General features: G+C 37.1%; 19 protein-coding genes. 6 read left to right on the top strand and 13 right to left on the bottom strand.

What is annotated here, in order from left to right:
• Window positions 1–337 precede the first annotated feature (337 nt).
• From ispD to H7R46_RS07960, 3 genes are all read right to left on the bottom strand, one after another.
• The gene (ispD, locus tag H7R46_RS07970) at window positions 338–1,054 is read right to left on the bottom strand and encodes a 2-C-methyl-D-erythritol 4-phosphate cytidylyltransferase (RefSeq protein ID WP_005069059.1); all 717 of its coding nucleotides are present in this window, start codon (window positions 1,052–1,054) and stop codon (window positions 338–340) included.
• Entirely contained in the window at window positions 1,020–1,409 is a 390-nt protein-coding gene (ftsB, locus tag H7R46_RS07965) for a cell division protein FtsB (RefSeq protein WP_005069056.1), read from the bottom strand. Before ftsB ends, ispD begins: the two co-directional genes overlap by 35 nt.
• A gap of 275 nt (window positions 1,410–1,684) precedes the next feature.
• The gene (locus tag H7R46_RS07960; RefSeq protein WP_005069054.1) at window positions 1,685–3,868 is read right to left on the bottom strand and encodes a TonB-dependent siderophore receptor; all 2,184 of its coding nucleotides are present in this window, start codon (window positions 3,866–3,868) and stop codon (window positions 1,685–1,687) included.
• Between the two features lie 374 nt (window positions 3,869–4,242).
• Between H7R46_RS07960 and H7R46_RS07955 the strand changes: the two genes are divergently transcribed.
• Window positions 4,243–4,923 carry a hypothetical protein gene (locus H7R46_RS07955; RefSeq protein ID WP_005069051.1) on the top strand — a complete coding sequence of 227 codons (681 nt, stop codon included), beginning with the start codon at window positions 4,243–4,245 and terminating at the stop codon, window positions 4,921–4,923.
• A gap of 361 nt (window positions 4,924–5,284) precedes the next feature.
• Window positions 5,285–5,962: a DUF421 domain-containing protein gene (locus H7R46_RS07950; protein WP_005069049.1), complete on the top strand. Its 678-nt coding sequence runs from the start codon at window positions 5,285–5,287 to the stop codon at window positions 5,960–5,962.
• Between the two features lie 83 nt (window positions 5,963–6,045).
• Here H7R46_RS07950 and eno read toward each other — a convergent pair whose 3' ends face one another.
• From eno to H7R46_RS07935, 3 genes are all read right to left on the bottom strand, one after another.
• Window positions 6,046–7,335: a phosphopyruvate hydratase gene (eno, locus tag H7R46_RS07945; RefSeq protein WP_002121066.1), complete on the bottom strand. Its 1,290-nt coding sequence runs from the start codon at window positions 7,333–7,335 to the stop codon at window positions 6,046–6,048.
• Between the two features lie 63 nt (window positions 7,336–7,398).
• Window positions 7,399–8,256, bottom strand: a complete 858-nt coding sequence (kdsA, locus tag H7R46_RS07940) for a 3-deoxy-8-phosphooctulonate synthase (protein ID WP_002121042.1) — start codon at window positions 8,254–8,256, stop codon at window positions 7,399–7,401.
• Between the two features lie 30 nt (window positions 8,257–8,286).
• Complete coding sequence (locus tag H7R46_RS07935) at window positions 8,287–9,924, bottom strand: CTP synthase (RefSeq protein ID WP_002121060.1); 1,638 nt, start codon at window positions 9,922–9,924, stop codon at window positions 8,287–8,289.
• Window positions 9,925–10,147: 223 nt separating this feature from the next.
• Here H7R46_RS07935 and H7R46_RS07930 point away from each other — a divergent pair, with 223 nt between their 5' ends.
• Complete coding sequence (locus H7R46_RS07930; protein WP_002121076.1) at window positions 10,148–10,603, top strand: hypothetical protein; 456 nt, start codon at window positions 10,148–10,150, stop codon at window positions 10,601–10,603.
• A 241-nt stretch (window positions 10,604–10,844) separates the two neighbouring features.
• Entirely contained in the window at window positions 10,845–11,690 is an 846-nt protein-coding gene (locus H7R46_RS07925; RefSeq protein WP_002121049.1) for a metal-dependent hydrolase, read from the top strand.
• A 63-nt stretch (window positions 11,691–11,753) separates the two neighbouring features.
• On the opposite strand, the gene H7R46_RS07920 is transcribed toward H7R46_RS07925, so the two are convergent.
• The 4 genes from H7R46_RS07920 to H7R46_RS07905 all read right to left on the bottom strand — a co-directional run bounded on the left by H7R46_RS07920 (window position 11,754) and on the right by H7R46_RS07905 (window position 16,126).
• A complete protein-coding gene (locus H7R46_RS07920) occupies window positions 11,754–12,848 on the bottom strand; it encodes a YheT family hydrolase (protein ID WP_005069043.1) in 1,095 nt (364 codons plus the stop codon).
• A gap of 19 nt (window positions 12,849–12,867) precedes the next feature.
• The gene (locus H7R46_RS07915) at window positions 12,868–13,584 is read right to left on the bottom strand and encodes an SGNH/GDSL hydrolase family protein (RefSeq protein WP_005069038.1); all 717 of its coding nucleotides are present in this window, start codon (window positions 13,582–13,584) and stop codon (window positions 12,868–12,870) included.
• Between the two features lie 38 nt (window positions 13,585–13,622).
• Window positions 13,623–14,030, bottom strand: coding sequence for a nuclear transport factor 2 family protein (locus tag H7R46_RS07910; protein ID WP_005069036.1), 408 nt, complete (start codon window positions 14,028–14,030; stop codon window positions 13,623–13,625).
• 71 nt (window positions 14,031–14,101) lie between these two features.
• On the bottom strand, window positions 14,102–16,126 hold the full coding sequence (locus H7R46_RS07905) for an NADPH-dependent 2,4-dienoyl-CoA reductase (RefSeq protein WP_005069035.1): 2,025 nt from the start codon (window positions 16,124–16,126) through the stop codon (window positions 14,102–14,104).
• 135 nt (window positions 16,127–16,261) lie between these two features.
• Between H7R46_RS07905 and H7R46_RS07900 the strand changes: the two genes are divergently transcribed.
• Both H7R46_RS07900 and H7R46_RS07895 read left to right on the top strand, forming a co-directional pair.
• Entirely contained in the window at window positions 16,262–16,822 is a 561-nt protein-coding gene (locus H7R46_RS07900; RefSeq protein WP_005069032.1) for a PadR family transcriptional regulator, read from the top strand.
• Between the two features lie 2 nt (window positions 16,823–16,824).
• On the top strand, window positions 16,825–17,742 hold the full coding sequence (locus H7R46_RS07895) for an alpha/beta fold hydrolase (protein WP_002120883.1): 918 nt from the start codon (window positions 16,825–16,827) through the stop codon (window positions 17,740–17,742).
• Between the two features lie 49 nt (window positions 17,743–17,791).
• Here the strand turns inward: H7R46_RS07895 and H7R46_RS07890 are convergent, their stop codons facing one another.
• The 3 genes from H7R46_RS07890 to clpA form a co-directional block, all read right to left on the bottom strand.
• Complete coding sequence (locus tag H7R46_RS07890) at window positions 17,792–18,847, bottom strand: 3-deoxy-7-phosphoheptulonate synthase (RefSeq protein ID WP_005069028.1); 1,056 nt, start codon at window positions 18,845–18,847, stop codon at window positions 17,792–17,794.
• A gap of 425 nt (window positions 18,848–19,272) precedes the next feature.
• Window positions 19,273–19,635: a YnfA family protein gene (locus H7R46_RS07885; protein ID WP_005069026.1), complete on the bottom strand. Its 363-nt coding sequence runs from the start codon at window positions 19,633–19,635 to the stop codon at window positions 19,273–19,275.
• 3 nt (window positions 19,636–19,638) lie between these two features.
• On the bottom strand, window positions 19,639–21,915 hold the full coding sequence (clpA, locus tag H7R46_RS07880; protein ID WP_005069024.1) for an ATP-dependent Clp protease ATP-binding subunit ClpA: 2,277 nt from the start codon (window positions 21,913–21,915) through the stop codon (window positions 19,639–19,641).
• Between the last annotated feature and the right edge of the window lie 3 nt (window positions 21,916–21,918).

The following is a 21,918-nucleotide window of genomic DNA, read 5'->3' as shown; positions in this document are numbered from 1 at the left end:
TGTGCTCATTGAAGAAGAGATAGGTAAGAGAGTTAGGCACACTGAGGCGAGAAGAATAGATAAATATTTCACTCAATCCCGAGTGTTTCCCTTAGATTTCCCTTTTAAACATTTTTGATAATTTTCGTATTTTGATCTAGTAAGCTACATACAGTTTTGTTCGGTATAAATATATTTTGTTCGATGATCGAACATTATCTAAGTAAATTACTCAACTAATCTTATAGACTTGGGGTGTAAAAAAATATTAATTCTTATAAATAGATATGTAGAAATGAAATATTTACTTAGGCTATTTCTCAAATAAAACTACAAAATATTATTATGTATATTTATCTTAAGACTGTGATTGTAAAATTAAACGTGCAAGCTCTAAATCATCAGGATAAGTAATTTTAATATTATCAGAACGCCCCATTACAACCTGCACAGTTTCACCCATATATTCGAGTGCACTTGCCTCGTCGGTAATAGCAATGTTATTTTCTAAAGCGTATTCAATTGCCTTTTTGAGCTTCCCAATTTTAGCAATTTGAGGAGTTTGAGCTTGCCACAATGAATCCCGACTTACCGTCTTATTAATATAATTATCTACCCTAACCCGCTTTAACGTATCACGAACAGGAATCGCTAAAATAGCACTATGATTTGATTTAATTGCTTGTTCAACAAGGGTATTTAAACATTCAATTGTTACACAAGGCCGTGCTGCATCATGCACAAGCACCCAATCATTTTCGTCAGCAAAAGTTAAAAGATGATTTAATGCGTTTAATACTGAATGGACTCGTTCTGCCCCACCCATACAAAAATGAGCCTTATCTATATTTTGAAATGCGAGAGTCTGAGCAAAGGTATCTTGGGTACCAATTGCCAAAACATAACCATTTAATGGAAGTTGACTTATGCGCCGAACAGTATGTTCTAAAACAGTCGTATTCTGAATATATTGATACTGCTTCAATTCAGTTTTAGAAAATCGACTTCCTGACCCTGCAGCTGGAATCACTGCCCACAATTTAGTCTGGGATATCTGGGGATGCAGGTGTCTCATTCGTTTCCAAATCAACTTTAGCGTTCGGGTCAATATAAATAGGCTTGTAATGGGTACTGATGGTACTCATTTGAACAAATGTCTCATGTGGTTTAACCAAACCAAGATCAAGGCGAGCATGTTCTTCTATTGCTTCTGTACCATTTTTCAGGTCAAAAACCTCTGCTGCCAAAATACGGTTTCTTTCTTTAAGCTCTTCATTTACTTCAGCTTGTTGCTGAATTTGTTGCATGAGAGCTTGATGAGGGAGATAGCCACCCTCACCTAACCAAAATTGATATTGCAGTATGGCTACTAAAACAATAACCAGTAGCAATATCAGTTTGCTTGAAGTGGATCGAAATACTTCTAACATATCATTAAGATTTTTAATTAAAAACTTTCATTAAGAGATTGTATTGTATAGTAATTAAGAAGTAGCATGCGAAATTCCTGCAAAAATTTAAGCAAAATTATTAATGGGCATATTACTTTAATTGACCATTGTGACATGTTTCATTTTGTCAAAAATGAATGGAATTTGAAAGGGAAATAATATTTATAAGTACAACTGCTTATAAATCAATCTACGCACAAAAAAGCCCTCTTTTGAGGGCTTTTATAAATCGGTTACTTATGAGTATGTCTGTATCAAAAATTATAACGAACACTCAGCGTTGCATTTCGTGGTGTTCCCCAGTTCATTGAGTTTTCACCAATACCCTCATAATATTTCTCATCAAAAATATTATCGATGTTAAATTGAAGTTTGATATTTTTATCCACTTGATAGCCAAGCATCGCACTTGCTAAAACATAAGCATCTTGCTCAATGCGAGAGCTTCCACTACCCGTATAGTATTTACTCTTATAATTTAAGCCAAGTCCTGCACTCCACTGATTAACTTTGTACTTAACAAATAAATTTGAAGTTGTTCGAGAGTTTGTCGTATTAACCTTCGTACCCTTTGCATCTTTTGCTTCAAAATTAGCAATACCGAAATTAACAGCCCAGTTATCGTTAATTTCCCCATCAGCTTCAAACTCAAAGCCTTTACTTTCAACCCCATCTACAGCGCGATAGGCCTGTTCTGTAGTTTGTGTACCATTACGGACAATAAATACTCCAGGTATCAATTCAGCAAAATTAGACTGTTCTATTCGAAATACTGACAATGCTGTATTTAAACGCCCTCCAAACCACTCACTTTTTAAGCCAGCCTCATAACTCGTACCTTTAATCGGGTCAATATATTGATCATTTACATCTTTACGATCTTGAGGTTTGAAAATTTCTGTATAACTCGCATAGACAGAATGATCTTGGGCAAAATCATAAATAGCGCCAATATATGGTGCTAATTCATTGTTAAATTCACGGTTACCTTTGTCATTGTCAGATTTATATTTCCAGTTAGATAAACGTGCACCAGCAATAATTTTCAAAGGGTCGAGAATTTGAAATTTACCCGCAATATATGCAGCAGTTTGTGTGGTTTCATTCAGCGCATTTTTGCCGTTTAAAACAACAGGCTGAAGCAACTCTTGAGCTATATCATTATAGTTAAGCGGACCACCTAAATATTTTTCAATGTCTTGGTTCTTGTTAGATCCACCAAAAATATCTTTGGTCTTTTCATTCTTATTCCAAGATCCGCCAATAATGATTTCTTGTGGACGATTAAAAAGCGTAAATGGGGCATTAATAAAAACATCAATATTGTTTTCTTCACTCGCAGCTTTGGCTCCATATACAGAAACATTATCCTTTTTATTATCATCTATATTTTTTAGTGGACTGGTGTTGGTTGCCTTATCTACTTTTCCAGCTGTATATAACAACATAGAGTCTGTATCTTCTTTGCGGAAGGTATAAGCAACATTTAAATTAACGTCATTAAATAAATTCTGTTTTAAGTTCGCAAACACTGCCGTTGTATTCACATCCCAATATGTCCAAGGTGCGCTTACTGTTAAGCTTCTAGAAAAATTGGTACGGGTCCCATCAGTATAAAAAGCTGGTGTACCACCCCAGCGGATACCATCACGATGCAATTCTTGATATGTAGCTCCAAGCGACATACTTGTTTTATCGCTCAGATCATAATCAAGGGCACCATAAAATACATTCCGTTCTTTCTCATAAAAATCCATAAATGAATTTTCATCAGAATGTTTCACAAACATACGTCCACGCAATGAACCATCAGCATTAAGCGGTGCAGAAATATCTGCCGAACTACTCCAAGAGTTCCATGAACCTAATGATGTACTGACATTACCACTAAGTTCTTTTGAGTTTGCATGTTTACGAATCATGTTCAGCGCCATCGCTGGATTTCCCGCACCTGTGGTTAGGCCATTAGCACCTTTCACCACCTCGACGCGATCATAAATATCTAAATCAAGGTCCCCTGTACCTAAATTAATCGTGCTCGGTATTCCATCTATTAAGTAATAATCTACCTCAAAACCACGCGCATAAACTTTCTGACGCTCATCAGTACGTGACGTCGAAACACCCGTAATATTGTTCATTAAATCTTGAAAAGAATCGATTTTCCGATCATCTAAATATTCACGGGTTAAAACCTTCACCGACTGTGGTGTTTCACGAAGAGATAAATTTAATTTTGTAGAAGTATTTGTGCTTTTTGCTGTATAGCTGCCCGAACCTTCGGTAACAGCGGAATCTTCTTCTGCTTGCACTTTTATCGTTTCTAAAGTGGCTGTTCCATTTGTCTCATCTGCATAAACAATTGAAGGAGCAATTAAAGCCATAGCAAGTGCTAAGGGATGAGATGTAAACGCTTTTCTAAAGGGCGGAGTGTACATAAGAAAATTCCATAATAACCAATGTGCTGTGCGAGATTCCTTAGCCTTTTGCTACTTTGGTCCTTGTTACACAGCAGCAAAAGTCGGCACAAAAATTAACATGAATGATAATTGTTATCAACAATATATTAATAATTATTCCTATTTGTTTAAATTAAATTATCAATGGTCCTAATCACTTATATATTTTCACTCTCTTCAAACCTTGTTTGGTCATCACATCTTTTAAATTTATTGCTCTTTCAATTAGCCAATAAAATGTTATGCAATAGTTTTATGATTAACTCAAAAAATAACAAACTAAACAGTATTTTCTTTTATATTTTATTATTCTTCTCAAACCCCTTAAGAGAGAATAAAAGGTACAAGTTGTAGTGCATAAAGTTTTAGCATTTTCTTTAGTAAGCTTAGGTTTGAGCGCTTGTAACAACCATACTGACGATAGTCCTTCAAAAATAATTAATACGAAGGACAATCAGAATCAACACAAATCAAATAATAATTATATATATGAATATAATGAAATTATTTATAAATTAAACACGGAACAAGATCAAACAACTGCTCACTTAAGATTTAAAAACTTATTGAAAAAGATACCTTCTAACGAGAACAATCTAAATATTTTAAAAACTAAACGCAAAATACTTGTACATTTAGGTTGTCTTAATGAAGCATATATTGTTACCGAAAAAATACTTGCTAAAACAGATAGTTCAAAGCTACAAGAGATGCAATGTATTTTTTTAAGCAAAATGAAAAGAGACCCTTATCAAATAAAAGAATGCTATGAAAAAACTGCTAATAGTTATTTAACCGAGATAAATTTGATTCCAAAAGCTGCTTTAAGATATCAATATGCTTTATGGGGACACTATGCAGCGATGTTCAATGCTGGCCATATAGAATACAAAGACAAACTCCAAGAAATTATTGACTATCACAATATTGAAGATCACAAAAAAACTTATCAACAAATGTATAAAAATATTATGGATCCTCATGCTTTTCAAAAACGTTTAGATGCCATCCCCTATACCTCTAATTGTCGTTAAACTATCTTATTAAATATAATAAATTTTTGATTATTAATTATATTCATAGTCATATCTTTCTTAAGGAGAATTTATTTAATAATAAGAAACCACCCACAAAGTATATCTTTTATCTCTCATTTAAATACAAGCTCATATAAAGTAAAAGTACCTTTTTAATAGATCTACTTTGCAATAAATCAGCTTGATCATGCATCAACAGTAAACTCCTTCATAAAGAATTATTTGAAATAAATTTATAAAAAGTCACATATATTTCGAGCTTTTAACCAATAACTACCTAAAAAGTATATTTTTTTATTTTTTACTTTGTTAAGAATTTATAAGGATCTCTTCTAACTATTTTAATAAGGAGAAAAAAATGGATTTTTTTAATATTTTCATTGGTGACACGACTTGGAAATTTGTTTTAGAAATTTTGGTTCGATGTACCGTAATGTTCATCATCATTATTAGCTTTTTAAGATTATCCGGTAAACGAGGTATACGTCAGCTCTCCCTTTTTGAACTCGCCATTATTTTATGTTTAGGTTCAGCCGCTGGTGACCCGATGTTTACCGAGGACTTACCTATTGCCCATGCTTTTGTTGTATTTATCGTTATTCTTTTTCTTTATCGCTTTGCTACATGGAGTATGGTAAAGCATAAAAAAATTGAAGATTTGCTTGAAGGAAAAGCACTTTGTATTGTTAAGGATGGCCTTGTAGTCTACAAAGATTTCCAAAAACAATCATATTCTCATGATGAGTTTTTCTCTGAAATGCGTCAACAAAATGTTGAGCACCTTGGACAAGTAAGAACAGCCTTGTTGGAGTCGGACGGTATTCTCAGTCTGCTTTATTTTGAAGATGAAGATGTAAAATGGGGCTTGCCACTATTTCCTGATGCCTACCTTAAAGCCGATGTACTGAAACTTAATACTTTTTATTCATGTATGAAATGTGGTGAAACAAAAATTTTAAATAAGATCGATCAAGAATGTACCCGCTGTAAACATCACAGTTGGGCTGAGTCTTTAAAAACACGCCGATTAGGATAATAAAAAAGGTGCTATTTCCTATTAAAAACAGGAAATAGCACCTTCAAATGTTAAAAAATTAATTTTAACTTTTTATTTAAAGATTAGTTTAAACCTTTAAACTCAGCTTTACCGCGGTAAGCAGCTTTAGTCAATTCTTCAATACGAAGTAATTGGTTGTACTTAGACACACGGTCAGAACGGCAAAGTGAACCAGTCTTGATTTGACCAGCAGCTGTACCTACTGCTAAGTCAGCAATAGTAGAATCTTCTGTTTCACCAGAACGGTGAGAAATAACAGTCGAATAACCATTTGCTTTAGCAAGATAGATTGCATCTAAAGTTTCAGTCAAAGTACCGATCTGGTTGTATTTGATTAAGATTGAGTTACCAACTTTTTCATCAATACCACGTTGTAAAATCTTAGGGTTAGTTACGAACAAGTCATCACCAACCAATTGGATTTTATCACCAAGGATTGAAGTCAAGTAGCTCCAGCCTTCCCAATCAGACTCATCAAGACCATCTTCGATCGAGATAATTGGATATTGATTTACAAGACCAGCTAAATAATCTGCAAACTGATGGCTTGTAAATGCACGGTTGCCTTCGCCTTCTAAAACGTATTGACCGTTTTTGTAGAATTCTGAAGATGCGCAGTCAAGTGCAAGCATCATGTCTGAACCAGCTTTGTAACCAGTCAATTCAATTGCTTGTAAAATGATTTGAATTGCTTCTTCGTTAGAACGTAAGTTAGGAGCAAAACCACCTTCATCACCTACCGCAGTATTCAAACCTTGTTTCTTTAAAACTGATTTTAAAGAATGGAATACTTCAGCACCAGCACGTAAAGCTTCAGCAAATGAAGTGAAACCTACAGGCTCAATCATGAACTCTTGAATATCAACAGTGTTGTCCGCATGCTCACCACCATTTAAGATGTTCATCATCGGTACAGGCATTGTCAAAATTGTTTGACCACGAAGATCTGCGATGTATTGGAAAAGAGGAAGTTTCTTTTCTTCAGCAGCAGCGCGCGCAGCAGCCAATGACACAGCTAAAGTTGCGTTAGCACCTAATTTCTCTTTGTTTTCAGTACCGTCAAGCGCGATCATTGTATTATCAATGTCTTTTTGCTCAAAAACTGATTTACCCAACAAAGCATCACGAATCAACGTATTAACGTTATTAACTGCTGTACGAACGCCTTTACCTAAGTAACGCGATTTATCACCGTCACGTAGTTCTAAAGCTTCACGAGAACCAGTTGAAGCACCAGATGGTGCACATGCACGACCAACAACCCCAGATTCTAAAATTACGTCTGCTTCGATGGTTGGGTTACCACGAGAGTCCAAAATTTCACGTGCACGAATGTCAACGATTTGGCTCATGAACAATTCCTCTTTGAATGAATATGAGCTGCGGTTAAAGCAGCGTAAGGGTTATAAAACAACTCAATGGGTGTCTAACTTTTTGAATCCTTTAACTAAAGTATCCAATTCTTTGATTTGTGCCAAGAACGGTTCAAGTTGCGACATACGTAATGCACAAGGTCCATCACATTTTGCATGTTCTGGGTCTGGGTGTCCTTCCAAGAACAATCCAGCCAAACCAGTTGCCATTCCAGCGCGTGCTAAAGTTGTAATTTGAGCACGACGACCACCTGCTGAGTCAGAACGACCACCAGGGGTTTGTAATGCATGTGTCACGTCAAAGAAAACTGGCACATTCATTTCTTTCATTGTGTCAAAGCCAAGCATATCTACAACAAGATTGTTATAACCAAATGCTGAACCACGTTCACAAAGAATAAGTTTGTCGTTTCCTGCTTCTAAACATTTGTGCAGGATATGGCGCATTTCATGAGGTGCTAAAAACTGGGCTTTCTTAATATTAATAATAGCCTGTGTTTTCGCCATCGCCTCGACAAGATCAGTCTGACGACTTAAGAAAGCGGGTAATTGAATAATATCGGCTACTTCTGCAACTGGTGCAGCCTGATATGGCTCGTGCACATCAGTAATGATAGGAACATTAAAATGTTTTTTAATATCACCTAACCATTCGATACCTTTTTCAAGTCCAGGACCACGGAATGAATGCAGACTAGAACGATTTGCTTTATCGAAACTCGCTTTAAATACATAAGGAATATCTAAGCGTTTGCAAATATCAACATACGTTTCTGCAATTTCAAAAGCTAAATCTTTTGATTCAAGTACGTTCATTCCGCCAAATAATACAAATGGCAAATGATTTGCCATTTGTATATCGCCTAAACGTACAACTTCTTGTGGTTTTAATTGTGACATTTAAACTTTCCCAGTTTATTTAAAATCGCATTATTTACTTTTTTGATGCTGTGTTTTTGCAGCGTCAATAAAACTAGCAAATAATGGATGTCCATCACGTGGTGAACTTGTAAATTCCGGGTGGAATTGTACAGCAATAAACCAAGGATGTTCAGGAATTTCTACAGTTTCAACTAAATGTTGTGCTGAAGAGTAACCTGAAATCTTCATACCAGCTTGTTCAATCGACTCGATGAAACGGTTATTCATTTCATAACGGTGACGATGACGCTCAGTGATTTCAGCTTTACCGTAGACTTCACGTGTTTTTGTGCCTTCAACCAATTCAGATTTTTGAGCACCTAAACGCATAGTTCCACCTAAGTCAGACTCAAGGCTGCGTTGTTGTAATTCACCGCGCTCATCTAACCATTCAGTAATTAAACCAATGAGTGGATATTTTGTAGAGCGGTTAAATTCTGTAGAAGAAGCTTCTGGCATACCTGCAACATGGCGAGCGTATTCAATAACAGCCAATTGCATGCCTAAACAAATACCCAAGAATGGGATTTTGTTTTCACGTGCGTATTGAATAGCTTTCATTTTGCCTTCAGTACCACGTTCACCAAAACCGCCTGGAACTAAAATTGCATCAGCTGTACTTAAAATAGATACGTCTTGGCTTTCAAGTTCTTCAGCGTTGACATAATCAATTTGTACTTTTACACGATTTTTAATACCTGCGTGTAATAACGCTTCATTCACAGACTTATAAGCATCTGGTAATTCAACATATTTACCAACCATAGCTACACGTAAAGTGTATTCAGGATTTAGTAATGCTTCGACTACATTATCCCAATCTTCTAGGTTTGCTTCTGGAAGATCATTAAATCCAAAACGCTCACAGATCAAGTCATCAACGTTTTGTTCATAGAATGTACGTGGAATTTGATAAATCGTTTTCGCATCCTTACATACCACTACAGCACGCGCTTCTACGTTAGTGAACAATGCAATTTTGCGTTTAGTGTCAACATCCACATCATATTCAGTACGGCAGATAAGAATATCTGGCTGAATACCAATCGAAAGCAACTCTTTTACAGAGTGTTGAGTTGGTTTTGTCTTAAGCTCTGCTGCAGATTTGATATATGGCAACAAAGTTAAATGCATAAGCATGGTTCTTTTATGGCCAAGCTCAACCATTAACTGACGAACTGACTCCATAAATGGAAGTGATTCGATATCACCTACCGTACCGCCAATTTCTACGATAGCAACATCGTAGCCTTCACCTGCGCGAAGTACACGTTCTTTAATGTTGTCAGTAATATGAGGAATAACTTGAACTGTACCACCAAGATAGTCACCACGACGTTCTTTATTTAAAACGTCCTGATATACACGACCACTGGTAAAGTTATTAAGTTTGGTCATTTTCGCACGACGTAAGAAACGTTCGTAATAACCCAAGTCTAGATCAGTTTCGGCACCATCCTCTGTGACAAAAACTTCACCATGTTGGAAAGGGCTCATTGTCCCTGGATCGACATTAATGTAGGGATCCATTTTAACCATTGTGACTTTTAAGCCACGGGCTTCCAAAAGTGCAGCAACTGAAGCAGCAGAAATACCTTTACCTAGCGATGAAACTACACCACCAGTGACAAAAATAAAATGGGTCATTAAGTTTCTCGTACAATCAAGCCGAAATCGGCCTACAATGTTTGGCAATTTTACTGTACTCTGCCCCTATAAAGCAAAGTCAAACCGCATCAATTCAAAGATCATTAAACAACTGGCTATTCTATCAGCATTTTTAATAAAAATTTAGGTCAATCTCACATGATTTTTTCATTCTCTTTTGCTGTTATAATGCCAGCTCCTCAATTAAATGTTGTTTAGGACAATGGCAAATAAAAAACTTTTAATCTGTGCTGCAATTGCTGCTGGACTATTGTTAACCGCATGTGTCAAAAAAGAAACACCTAAAGAAGAAGAGCAAGAAAAGGTTGAAACTGCTGTTTCAGAACCTACACCTGCTGAACCTGCAAAATTTGAGTCTTTAGAAAGTGTTCAAACTGAAGAAGCTCAAACTCAGGAACCAACGCAAGTTGAGGTGCATCACGAAGAAACAGCAAATACGACAACTGAAATTCGCCGTGAAACTCGCCCTGCACAAGCTGAGCAAAATTCACAAACAAATGTTTCTGAGCAACCTAAAGCAGAACCAAAGCCAAAACCTGAACCTAAGCCTGAACCAAAAGCAGAGCCAAAACCATCTAAACCAGCTGAACCAGCTCAAAGTGAAGATGATGCTGTTGCTGCTGCAATTGCGGCTGCTACTCCAGCGCTTAAGAACTAAGTTCGTATGCGAATATGCCCAAATTGAACCATCAGTTTGGGCTTTTTAAATATTATTTAAGTTATCAACACAATAATAAGTTTTAATTTTCTTTCTATTTATCTTTAAAGTTTTCTTAGTTATCAATTAGGGACAATCTACTTTTTCTGCCTAAAAAAGTATTGACGATAAATTTAGAGCGATGTAGTTTTTTAACAAGTTCCTTTTTGGAACTTTAATTAAAAGAAGATTGGAGCTTAGAATGAATACTGTATCAAATCGTGTCCCCGCCTCATTTCCAGTCCGTCGTATGGACTATAATTTTGAAAATGTACCTCGCTACTGGTGTAATAATGAACCCACTTTTACCCATTATTTTACGGGTTTATCTACATTATTCCCTGAAGGTGAATCATATTTCGTTCGCTCTGTTCGAGCTTTACGTGCTAAAGCAAAGTCGAATGAAATTTTAGATCGTGAAATTAGTGCTTTTATTGGCCAAGAAGCTATGCACTCTAAAGAACATCATGCTTTTCATGTAAGTGCACAGCAATATGGTTTAGATCCTCAATCTTTAGAAAAAGTAACTGGCATCGTTTTAAAAGCTATTGAAAAAGTTTTTAGTAAAAAATGGAATTTGCTTGTAACAGTAGGTCTAGAACATTACACAGCAGTACTTGTGGTTAGTATGATGCAATCCGTTAATGAATTGATGACGGACTCAACTATTCGCAATTTATGGCTATGGCATAGTATTGAAGAAACTGAACATAAAGCTGTGGCCTTTGATCTCTATCAACATTTATATGGAAGCGGCTTAAGTGCATACCTTCCTCGCATTACAGTCTTTACTTTAAGTCTATTTTTGATTACCGGTTTTTCAACAATTTATCAATTTGTTCTTATGAAACGGGATCATCAACTTTTAAATTTCAAATCTTGGCGTAAGTTCTTTAGTTTTGCGAATAAACAATATAGAACATTGATCCCCCAATTTTTTGATTATTATCGCTTTGATTTTCATCCCAACCAAACAGATGAAAAAGACCTCGTGGCTAGCACAAAAATCAAAATTGGACTAAAAGATCCCAAATTGCTTTTATCTTGATCTAATAAAATTATAAAGCCCCTCTATTGAATGGGCTTTATTTAACTTATTGCAAAGTTACCGTTATTGCTTATGTTCGACCAAAAAATAATTTGATATTAATTTGGCAGCCCATGATGTACTTTTCCAACCTTCATAGAAGCCACAATGACTTCCTTTTTTTGTGGTGATTACCGCAATATTACTCATTTGCTGAATCGTTTCTTTGTAAGGTTCCAAATTTTTAATAGAACAGACAGGATCATCCTCAGCGTTAAGAATCATTAATGGTATTTTGACATTCTCAAATACATAAATTGGATTAATGGCTTGGCAATAGCTTTGATAATCTTCAAAGCCAGCCATTTCAAAATATTCTTTCTCAAACTCTTCCAGACTTGTCGTCGCTAGAACTTTTTCAATAGAAGAAAGTTGGTTCCATGTATTTTGATAAGGATGAATAAAATACTTGAATAACTTTTTGGTCATCATTTTGCTATAAAACGGATGAACATTTTTAAAGCCAATCTCTGTGTTGTAGCCTGGACACATTGCAAAGGCAGCTTTAAATGGCGTGTCAGTACCTTGCTCTCCTAAGTAGCGAACCAGTAGTCCTGTCCCAGCAGAGGAACCTACGGCGTATAAATCCGATTTAGGAAACAAATTTTGAATATGCTCAAGTTGCTCTTTAAGATCGCTTGTTGACCCAAAAAGAGAAATCTGTGGCACAGGCATAGGTAATCCAGCATGCCCACGGCGTAAGCATAGTGCTATTCTCCATCCTGTATAGTGATGTATATCTTTCACAAGTTCACGCATACTTTCAGGGGTCCCTGTAATGGTATGCATAATGACAACTGTTGGAGTATCTGGAGGAAGATCATAGCCATACCACGCGATCGCAGTTACGCCACCATCTTTCATGGTGAGCTGATCAATACGATCATATTCAAGCTTAATGGTTTTTTTTCTAATAATATCAAAATATAAAAGATGAACATGATTGTTGCTTAACCACGGTGTGGGCCGATATTTTTGCTTGAGCTGGGGCAATTTATCCAGAATATCTTTTATTTTCCCATTTGGATCATAATAGATTTTTGGCTGTTCAGCACCTAATACCGAATCGAACAATTCTGAACCGAAAGCTTTAATTTTATTTAAAGTAGATATGCCCATTTTCAATCACTACCTCTGATTATGAGTTAAATGATTGCCGCACTAAGGCTGCAACCTGTTGTCCCCAAATTGCATAAATTTCCTTGCTCGGATGAAAACCATCACTTGCCATAGGCAGATTCATCGCTTGAAAATGCTCAATATCATATTGAATGAACTTAAATTGGTTTTGTGATTCTAACCATTTATCTAGTACCTGATTCATTTGTTCCGCATATTTTCCAAACAACCAAGCCAATGGATTTGGTAACGCTGGGAAATGCTGCATTGGCGGAACACCAGAAACAATAATGAGCTTAGGCTGAAAACGTGCCTGTATATATTGAAATAATTGTTTTTGTTGTTTTATCCATGAACTTGCTGAGGTTAGTTTCGTGACATCATTAACACCAATCGACGTAACCACCACATCGTAATTTTGTTGCTCTAAATGCTGTACTGCTTGAAAAACCTGCTTAGTTGTATCACCTGTTTTCGCATGCAGTTTCCAGCGTATCGAATATTGATCTTGCAACTCAGAAATAATCGCACCAGATAAAGCATCTTTTTGGGTTTCTACCCCAACACCTGCTGCGGCAGAGTCTCCTAAAATAAGTAATGATAGAGGTCTTCCATTACCAACGATGCCTTGTCTCTCACCACTGGCTTCTAGCAAGCGTGGCGTATTCTTACGAACCTTTGTTCCCTGTACAAACAGTACAGGAAGCAATGCTAGAGTTGAAAGCTTTAACCACATTTTATTGATCTCTATCTTACTTAGGCTATTTACTAAAATTATTGAGGTTGAAATTTAGCAATTCTTATACCCATTTGTTCAGCCAATGCTGCTAGACCACTCATTGGACGAATCATTACTTCAAAATCAATAATTTTGCCTTGTTCATTAAAACGAATCATATCAATACCTTTTAATGATTTACCACTGACATTGGCACTGAACTCAAGCACTACATTTTCACCGTCTTCTGTGTAGAACTCACGATGATAAGTAAAGTCTTCGAACACCTGAATCACATTGGTAAGAATGAAGAAAACAACCTGCTTTCCTTCATAAGGTTTGTAAGCAACTGGTGAGCGAAAAACCACTTCATCCGCCAGCAAGTCATTTAGATCAGATAAGTTACCAGCCTGAACCATTTCATGCCATTTTTCTAAAGACTGTTTTGTTGTTTCGAGTGTCATTGTTTTTATATCCTATAATTTAACCAAAGAAGTAACGGGCATTTCTCTTTAAAAGAAATGCCCATAAAAATTTATAGTGTCGCTGCTAATTCAGCGCCTTGGCGTATTGCACGTTTTGCATCCAGTTCACCCGCCTCTTTAGCGCCACCAATTAAATGAACATTTTTTCCATCTGTTTTTAATTGATCATACATTGCAGTAAATGACTCTTGGCCTGCACAAATCAACACATGGTCAACCTCAAGTACACTTGGTTTTCCATCTATAGTTATATGTAAGCCTTGATCGTCTACCTTGTCGTATTGCACACCAGCAAACATTTTGACCTGACGATTTTTTAGTCCTGTACGATGAATCCAGCCTGTTGTTTTCCCTAAACCAGCGCCTACAGCAGCAGTTTTACGTTGCAGTAAATAAATTTCTCGTTCAGATGCCTCAACTTTTGGTTGTTTTAAACCACCAACATGCTCATATTGAGTATCGATTCCCCATTCTTCATAGAACTTTTCTGGATTTAAACTGCCACTTTCACCTTCATGAGTAAGATATTCAGCTGTATCGAAACCAATACCACCTGCTCCAATAATGGCAACACGTTGTCCTACTGGTACACGCTCTTTAAGTACTTGTAAGTAGCTCAGCACTTTAGGATGATCAATTCCCTCAAACTGTAATTGACGAGGTGTTACACCTGTTGCAACCACAATTTCATCAAAATTTGCTTGGCTTAATTCTTCGTAAGTTGCTTGATGGTTTAATACAAGTTCAATGTTTGGTCGCAATTCAATTTGACGACTAAAGTAGCGTAAAGTTTCGTAGAACTCTTCTTTTCCAGGAACTGTTTTTGCAATATTAAACTGACCACCAATTTGATGACTTGCTTCAAAAATTTTAACTTGATGCCCGCGATCAGCTGCATATACCGCAAAACTTAAACCTGCCGGACCCGCACCAATAACAGCAATATTCTTTTTAACCTGAGCTTCTTTAAAGATCAGTTCAGTTTCATAACATGCACGCGGGTTTACTAAACAAGTTGCAATTTTCATTGAGAAAATATGATCTAAACAAGCTTGGTTACATCCAATACACGTATTAATTTCATCACTGCGGCCTTCACTTGCTTTCAAGACAAATTCAGCATCCGCTAACATTGGTCGCGCCATAGACACCATATCAGCATGACCAGATGCCAATACATGTTCAGCCATTTCAGGCGTATTGATTCGGTTAGAAGTAATTAAAGGGATAGAGACTTCACCTTTAAGTTTTTCAGTCACCCAAGTAAATGCAGCACGAGGAACTTTGGTTGCGATTGTAGGAATACGTGCCTCATGCCATCCAATACCTGTATTGATAATTGTTGCGCCTGCTTTTTCAATTTCTTTTGCAAGTTGAATCACTTCATCAAAACTTGAACCGCCTTCAACTAAATCAAGCATAGATAAACGATAAATAATGATAAAGTTTTCACCCACTAATTCACGTGTACGCTTTACAATTTCAATTGGAAAGCGGATACGGTTTTCGTAACTACCGCCCCATTCATCATCACGATGATTGGTTCGAGCTGCAATAAACTCATTAATTAAATAGCCTTCAGAGCCCATGATCTCTACGCCATCATAGCCCGCATACTGAGCAAGTTTGGCGCAGTTAGCAAAGTCATCAATGGTTTGTTGTACTTCGGCAGAGCTTAAAGCTTTTGGCTTAATTGGGTTAATTGGTGCTTGAATTGCTGAAGGCGCAACGTTATTTGCCTGATAAGAATAACGACCCGTATGTAAAATCTGCATAGCAATTTTACCCCCGGCTTCATGGACAGCCTGGGTAATCACTTTATGTTTTTCAGCTTCTTCAACTGTATCTAGTTTGGTCCCGTGGCTAAATACAACACCATCATCATTTGGAGAAACACCGCCAGTTACAATTAAACCCACATCACCTTTTGCACGCTCAGCATAAAACACAGCCATGCGCTCATATCCTTGCGGTGCTTCTTCTAATCCAATGTGCATCGACCCCATAAGCACACGGTTTTTTAAAGTAGTAAAGCCTAAATCAAGTGGCTTTAATAAATGTGGATAAGCTGACATATTTTCTCCTATGGCTAGCAATAAGCTTGCTAATGCAACTTGTTGCATAAATTTATAATCAAATTTTGACTTTTATGCAACATGTTGCATAATCTCATGAGTCACACTTTACTTTTGCTTACAAACTGGATTGCCATGTCACTTCCTCATGTTTTATTGACCAGCTTGCTTGAACGTCCAAGTACAGGGTTTGAACTTGCCCGTCGCTTTGACCGCTCAATGGGCTTTTTCTGGAATGCCACTCACCAGCAAATTTATCGTGAACTCAATAACATGCTTAAAAAAGGCTGGGTTTCCACTTTAGAAAATGAAATGGATAATGGCCGAAAAAAAACATATCAGGTCGAACAACTGGGTCGTATAGAACTGGCTTCATGGATGACGCAACAAAGTGAACCTGCGCAGCTTCGTGATGATTTAATGGTTAGATTGCGTGCAGAAGCACAATTGAGCAATAATCAGATATTACCTGAACTGTTAAGGCATCTTGGTTTACATCAAGAGAAGCTCAAACTTTATCAAAGTATTTATGATAAAGATTTTAAAGACAGTGATGATCTAAATGACCGTGTGTTATACATCCACAAAATGATCTTAGAACTTGGAATTACGATGGAAAGTGAATGGATCAAATGGTTGGAACAAGTCATCCCTCAATTAAAACGCTTTGCCCAAGATAACCCATCTGGAGAATAGCCATGCCGTATTACACCATGCCCGATCGGGAAAATTTATTTGTACGCCGTGTTGGTCGTGGTGAGCCTGTTTTGGTTTTATCTGGCCTTGGCATGCAAAGTTGGCAGTGGCTACCGTTTATTTATGCAAACCGCAAAGAATATGAGTTTATTATTCCAGACTGGCGTGGTTTCGGTGGGTCAAAGAATTGTGCAATTCCCGAGCAAGATGCCATTTCTAGTCATTGGCAAGATGTTGCTCATTTGATAGATCAATTAAAACTCGATAACTTTATCTTGATGGGTTATTCAATGGGCGCGACAACTGCCATGCATGGCATGAAACACGCTCAACTAGCACAGCAGTTAAAAGCCTATTTACATATTGATCAGACACCAAAAATATCAGTAGATTCAACTTGGGAATATGGTTTATTCGGCCCTCTTCACACCCAGTTCAAACAACTATTAAATGATATTTATCAATTATTGCTAAAGCATAAAAACGCCAAATATCTTTATGAGCTATCACTTCCAGATCGACAAGAACTAGTCCGTCTATGGGTAGATTTTATTGAGTTACAAAGTAGCAATCCATTTAGTCCACTAGTTTTTAAAACTGCTTTAAAACAGCCTTTTCTACAAAAATACTTATTACCTATTCAACGTTTAGATTACTTGTTTTGGTATGTTGAAAACTATCTTTATCATAATGAAGATTATCGAGAAGCAATTCAGCAGTTAGCATGTCCTACCACTTTCTTTATTGGTCGTAATTCGACACTTTATCCAGAAACTGGTCAGACACTGATTGCACATAGCGTTGAGCATGCAAAAGCAATATATTTTGAACGTTCAGGCCATACACCTTTATTAACCGAGCCTAAAAAGTTTGGGCATGAAATCACTACATTCCTATCCGAACTCAAGCATGCTTCTTAAAAAAACAAAGGGATCTATTTACAGATCCCTTTTTAAAGCCCATAAATAATTAAGCGGAATGAGCTAATTCTTTTGTCTTTAATTGCTTCGAGACATTTAATAAAAGCTGCTCTGTTTTTTCCCACCCTAAACAACCATCAGTTACTGACTGGCCATAAGTCATATCACAAGAAATCTTTTGGTTACCATCAACCAAATGACTTTCAATCATGACACCTCGAACTTGTGTTTTTAAACGTTCAGCAACGATTTGCTGTAAAACTTCTGGCTGACGCAACGGATCTTTCCCACTATTACCATGACTACAATCAATCACCAGTGCAGGTAGATTTTGTTTGTACTTTTCGCGTATCGCCTGAATTGAAGCTAAATCGTAATTTGGCCCATGATTTGCACCCCGCAAAATCAAGTGAGGTAATGGATTTCCAGCACTCTGAATCACTGAAGGCAAGCCTTGTTGATTCATACCTAAAAATTGATGTTCATTTTGCGCGGACTGAATCGCATCTAGTGCAATCTGAATAGAACCATCAGTACCATTCTTGAAACCAATACTGTATGGCATATGACTTGAGATTTCACGGTGAATCTGAGATTCGCTTGTGCGAGCTCCAATTGCACCCCAAGCCAATAAATCATCAAAATAGCCAGTTGCCATTGGACTTAAAATTTCACTCGCAATTGGCAAACCCTTTTCAATAATCTGTAGGTAGAGTTCACGAGACTTTTCTAAACCAAGTTGTAAATTTGATGAACCATCTAAATTTGGATCATACATGAACCCCTTCCAACCAACTGTGGTACGTGGTTTTTCAATGTATGTACGCATCACGATAAAAATCTGATCTTTAACTTTTTCTTGTAATTTTTGCAGTTTTTCAGCGTATTCAAGTACTGCAACTGGATCATGAATTGAACAAGGCCCTGTAATTACCATTAGACGATGATCGTTGCCGTTAAGAATATTTTGAATAATTTGGCGGTGTTCGGCAATTTGACGTGCGAAAGAGTGTGCAAGCGGGTATTTCGCTTTTAACTGGATAGGTAAACTAACTGGTGTTTCTTTTGTATTGGTTTGAGTCAGTAAAGTATTTAGGGCATTCATTGGTTTTTTCCTTGGGACTGCAATCTACTCAGTCCGATCATTTATTTGAGCGTTTTGGATCTATTCGTTGGTAAAGGTAAGCAAAAGTAAAACCAATAAAAGTTGCTAAAGTACGAATAAGTCATGTTGTTCATTTTAAGTTCCTCGATTCTAAAAAGATAAAGCATAAAAAAACCTGATCGGGGTTGCCGATCAGGTATTAACTGTGATGGGCAACTTTCTCATGCCCGAATACGCTCAGGCAACTATCTAAATTGCCAAAAGTAATAATAAGCGTTAGTGTTCACAGATTGATTTAACATCTTTATCTCAAATATTAAAAAATGTTCCTTAAATCTAAAATACGCATTGTTGATGAGTTTGACAAGTCTTTTTTTTGAAAAAAACTTCTTATTTTCTCGCTTAAGATTTGATTCAATGATGCATTAACGAATCAACCCTTGAGGTTGCAAAATAATTAAACCAGCTCCACAAAGCACAATTAGACCACCTAATATATCCCATCTTGTTAATCCCACCTGATCAACAAAGCGTAGCCACATAAGCGCAGTAAAAATATAGATACCGCCATAGGCCGCATAAATGCGCCCAGAAGCTGCCGGATGTAAAGTCAACAACCATACAAAGATAGCCAGACTTAAGACCGTAGGTAGCCACAGCCAAGCCGACTTACCCTCTTTTAAAATCAGATAAGGAAAATAACAACCAAGAATTTCAGCAATTGCCGTGATAATAAATAACCCGAATACACTGAGTATTCGGGTTATAGCAAGACTATCAATTAACATAAGTTATGCTGGTTCTGCCGTATGATGATCTTCAAACACTTCAAGTTTTAAGCCGACAGCTTTGCCATCTTCTTTTTTCACCGATACAGCCACGTTACCACCATGATCTGCAAGTTCACCAAACAGAATCATTTCAGCGAGTGGTTTCTTCAAGTGCTCTTGAATGAGACGTTGCATTGGACGAGCACCCATCAAACGATCATAACCATTTGTAGCTAACCAATCTCGTGCACTTTGATCAACATCCAGAACAACTTGTTTTTCATCCAATTGCGCTTGTAATTCTGTCAAGAATTTATCGACTACAGACTCAATCACAGTTGTTGGCAATGCTTTGAATTGAATAACACCATCTAAACGGTTACGGAACTCTGGAGAGAAAGCACGTTTCATCGCTTCTTGGTTATCAGAACTATGATCTTGTTCCGTGAAACCAATGCTCGCGCGAGAAATACTTTCTGCTCCAATATTCGTAGTCAGAACAATAATCACATTTCTAAAGTCTGACTTACGTCCATTGTTATCCGTTAAAGCGCCATGATCCATGATTTGTAGCAATAGATTAAACACATCTGGATGTGCTTTTTCAATTTCATCAAGCAACAAGACACAATGCGGATTTTTGTGAATCGCATCAGTAAGCAAACCACCTTGGTCATAACCCACATACCCTGGAGGTGCACCAATTAAGCGTGAAACTGCATGACGTTCCATATATTCAGACATATCGAAACGTACAAGCTCTACACCCAATAATTTAGCGAGTTGCTTAGTAACCTCAGTTTTACCTACACCTGTTGGACCAGCAAAAACAAAACTACCCACTGGTTTATCTGGTGACTTCAATCCAGCACGAGATAACTTGATCGCTGAGCCTAATGCAGTAATTGCTTCATCTTGACCAAACACCACACGTTTTAAATCACGCTCAAGATTTTCAAGCACTGACTTATCATCTTTAGACACAGTTTTTGGTGGAATACGAGCAATCTTAGAAACGATATCTTCGATATTCTCTACAGTAATCAAACTATCATCACTTTCAGCTTTCAAACGGCGTTGAGCACCTGCTTCATCGATGACATCAATTGCCTTATCTGGCAAGAAACGATCATTAATGAACTTAGCAGAAAGCTCTACAGCTGATACCAAAGCCTTATCGTCATATTGTACGTGGTGGAAATCTTCAAACTTAGTTTTCAATCCACGTAAAATATCAATCGTTTCCGAAATACTTGGCTCATTGACATCAATTTTTTGGAAACGACGAGATAACGCATGGTCTTTTTCAAAAACCTGACGATATTCTTGGAAAGTCGTTGAACCAATACAACGTAAAGTACCATTAGCTAAAGCTGGCTTAATAAGATTTGACGCATCCATTGTGCTACCCATACTTGAGCCTGCACCAATGATCATATGAATCTCATCAATGAATAAAATCGCATTTGGATTTTTCTTCAATGCATTAAGCAACTGTTTTAAACGTTTTTCAAAGTCACCACGATATTTAGTTCCAGCAACTAATGCACCAATGTCCAGACTATAAATTTCAGCCTGACTTAAAGGTTTAGGTGCTTTACCATTCACAATTAACCATGCCAAACCCTCGGCAATCGAGGTTTTACCTACACCTGGATCACCCACAAGCAATGGATTGTTTTTGCGACGGCGGCACAGAATTTGTGCTGTACGCTCAATTTCTTTTTCACGACCAATCAGTGGGTCCGTTTTGCCTTTTTGCGCTTCAACATTTAGATTCAGCGTATAAAGCTCAAGTGGCCCTGCATTGCTTGCGCTAGTTTCACCTTCAATATCTACAACTTCTTCTTCAACTTGTACTTCGTCTTTACGTGTCCCATGAGACAAGTATTGAGTCAATGTCAAACGATTGATTTGATGACGTTTAAGTAAATACACAGCAAAAGAATCACGCTCTGAATACATTGCGACCAAAACATCTGCACCTTCAACAGTACGATCACCGCCACTTGATTGCACGTGGAAAATAGCACGTTGCAAAATGCGGTCAAAACTTTCTGTTGGATGAGGAGCTTGCTCGCTATTTTCGCCAAGCTTAGGAGTATGTTGTTCTACATATTCTTCTAATTCTTTACGCAAAGAAACTATATCAGCCCCGCATGCTTTGAGTGCATTCACGGCTGAATCGTTGTCGAGTAATGCTAATAATAAGTGTTCGACTGTAAGAAACTCATGTCTCTTTTGACGAGCCATGCTAACAGCCAAACGTAATGATACTTCTAATTGACGACTGAGCATGTA

Source organism: Acinetobacter sp. BEC1-S18-ESBL-01 (assembly GCF_014169935.1).
Classification (GTDB): domain Bacteria; phylum Pseudomonadota; class Gammaproteobacteria; order Pseudomonadales; family Moraxellaceae; genus Acinetobacter; species Acinetobacter pittii.
This window is presented reverse-complemented; position numbering and strand designations above follow the sequence as displayed.

What these genes read in the sequence shown, in the direction of transcription:
- clpA (WP_005069024.1), bottom strand. Translation starts at nt 21,915, where the DNA reads ATGCTCAGTCGTCAATTAGAAGTATCATTACGTTTGGCTGTTAGCATG.
- H7R46_RS07895 (WP_002120883.1), top strand. Translation starts at nt 16,825, where the DNA reads ATGCCGTATTACACCATGCCCGATCGGGAAAATTTATTTGTACGCCGT.
- H7R46_RS07885 (WP_005069026.1), bottom strand. Translation starts at nt 19,635, where the DNA reads ATGTTAATTGATAGTCTTGCTATAACCCGAATACTCAGTGTATTCGGG.
- H7R46_RS07890 (WP_005069028.1), bottom strand. Translation starts at nt 18,847, where the DNA reads ATGAATGCCCTAAATACTTTACTGACTCAAACCAATACAAAAGAAACA.
- H7R46_RS07925 (WP_002121049.1), top strand. Translation starts at nt 10,845, where the DNA reads ATGAATACTGTATCAAATCGTGTCCCCGCCTCATTTCCAGTCCGTCGT.
- H7R46_RS07950 (WP_005069049.1), top strand. Translation starts at nt 5,285, where the DNA reads ATGGATTTTTTTAATATTTTCATTGGTGACACGACTTGGAAATTTGTT.
- eno (WP_002121066.1), bottom strand. Translation starts at nt 7,335, where the DNA reads ATGAGCCAAATCGTTGACATTCGTGCACGTGAAATTTTGGACTCTCGT.
- H7R46_RS07910 (WP_005069036.1), bottom strand. Translation starts at nt 14,030, where the DNA reads ATGACACTCGAAACAACAAAACAGTCTTTAGAAAAATGGCATGAAATG.
- ispD (WP_005069059.1), bottom strand. Translation starts at nt 1,054, where the DNA reads ATGAGACACCTGCATCCCCAGATATCCCAGACTAAATTGTGGGCAGTG.
- H7R46_RS07900 (WP_005069032.1), top strand. Translation starts at nt 16,262, where the DNA reads ATGTCACTTCCTCATGTTTTATTGACCAGCTTGCTTGAACGTCCAAGT.
- H7R46_RS07920 (WP_005069043.1), bottom strand. Translation starts at nt 12,848, where the DNA reads ATGGGCATATCTACTTTAAATAAAATTAAAGCTTTCGGTTCAGAATTG.
- H7R46_RS07960 (WP_005069054.1), bottom strand. Translation starts at nt 3,868, where the DNA reads ATGTACACTCCGCCCTTTAGAAAAGCGTTTACATCTCATCCCTTAGCA.
- ftsB (WP_005069056.1), bottom strand. Translation starts at nt 1,409, where the DNA reads ATGTTAGAAGTATTTCGATCCACTTCAAGCAAACTGATATTGCTACTG.
- kdsA (WP_002121042.1), bottom strand. Translation starts at nt 8,256, where the DNA reads ATGTCACAATTAAAACCACAAGAAGTTGTACGTTTAGGCGATATACAA.
- H7R46_RS07930 (WP_002121076.1), top strand. Translation starts at nt 10,148, where the DNA reads ATGGCAAATAAAAAACTTTTAATCTGTGCTGCAATTGCTGCTGGACTA.
- H7R46_RS07915 (WP_005069038.1), bottom strand. Translation starts at nt 13,584, where the DNA reads ATGTGGTTAAAGCTTTCAACTCTAGCATTGCTTCCTGTACTGTTTGTA.
- H7R46_RS07935 (WP_002121060.1), bottom strand. Translation starts at nt 9,924, where the DNA reads ATGACCCATTTTATTTTTGTCACTGGTGGTGTAGTTTCATCGCTAGGT.
- H7R46_RS07905 (WP_005069035.1), bottom strand. Translation starts at nt 16,126, where the DNA reads ATGTCAGCTTATCCACATTTATTAAAGCCACTTGATTTAGGCTTTACT.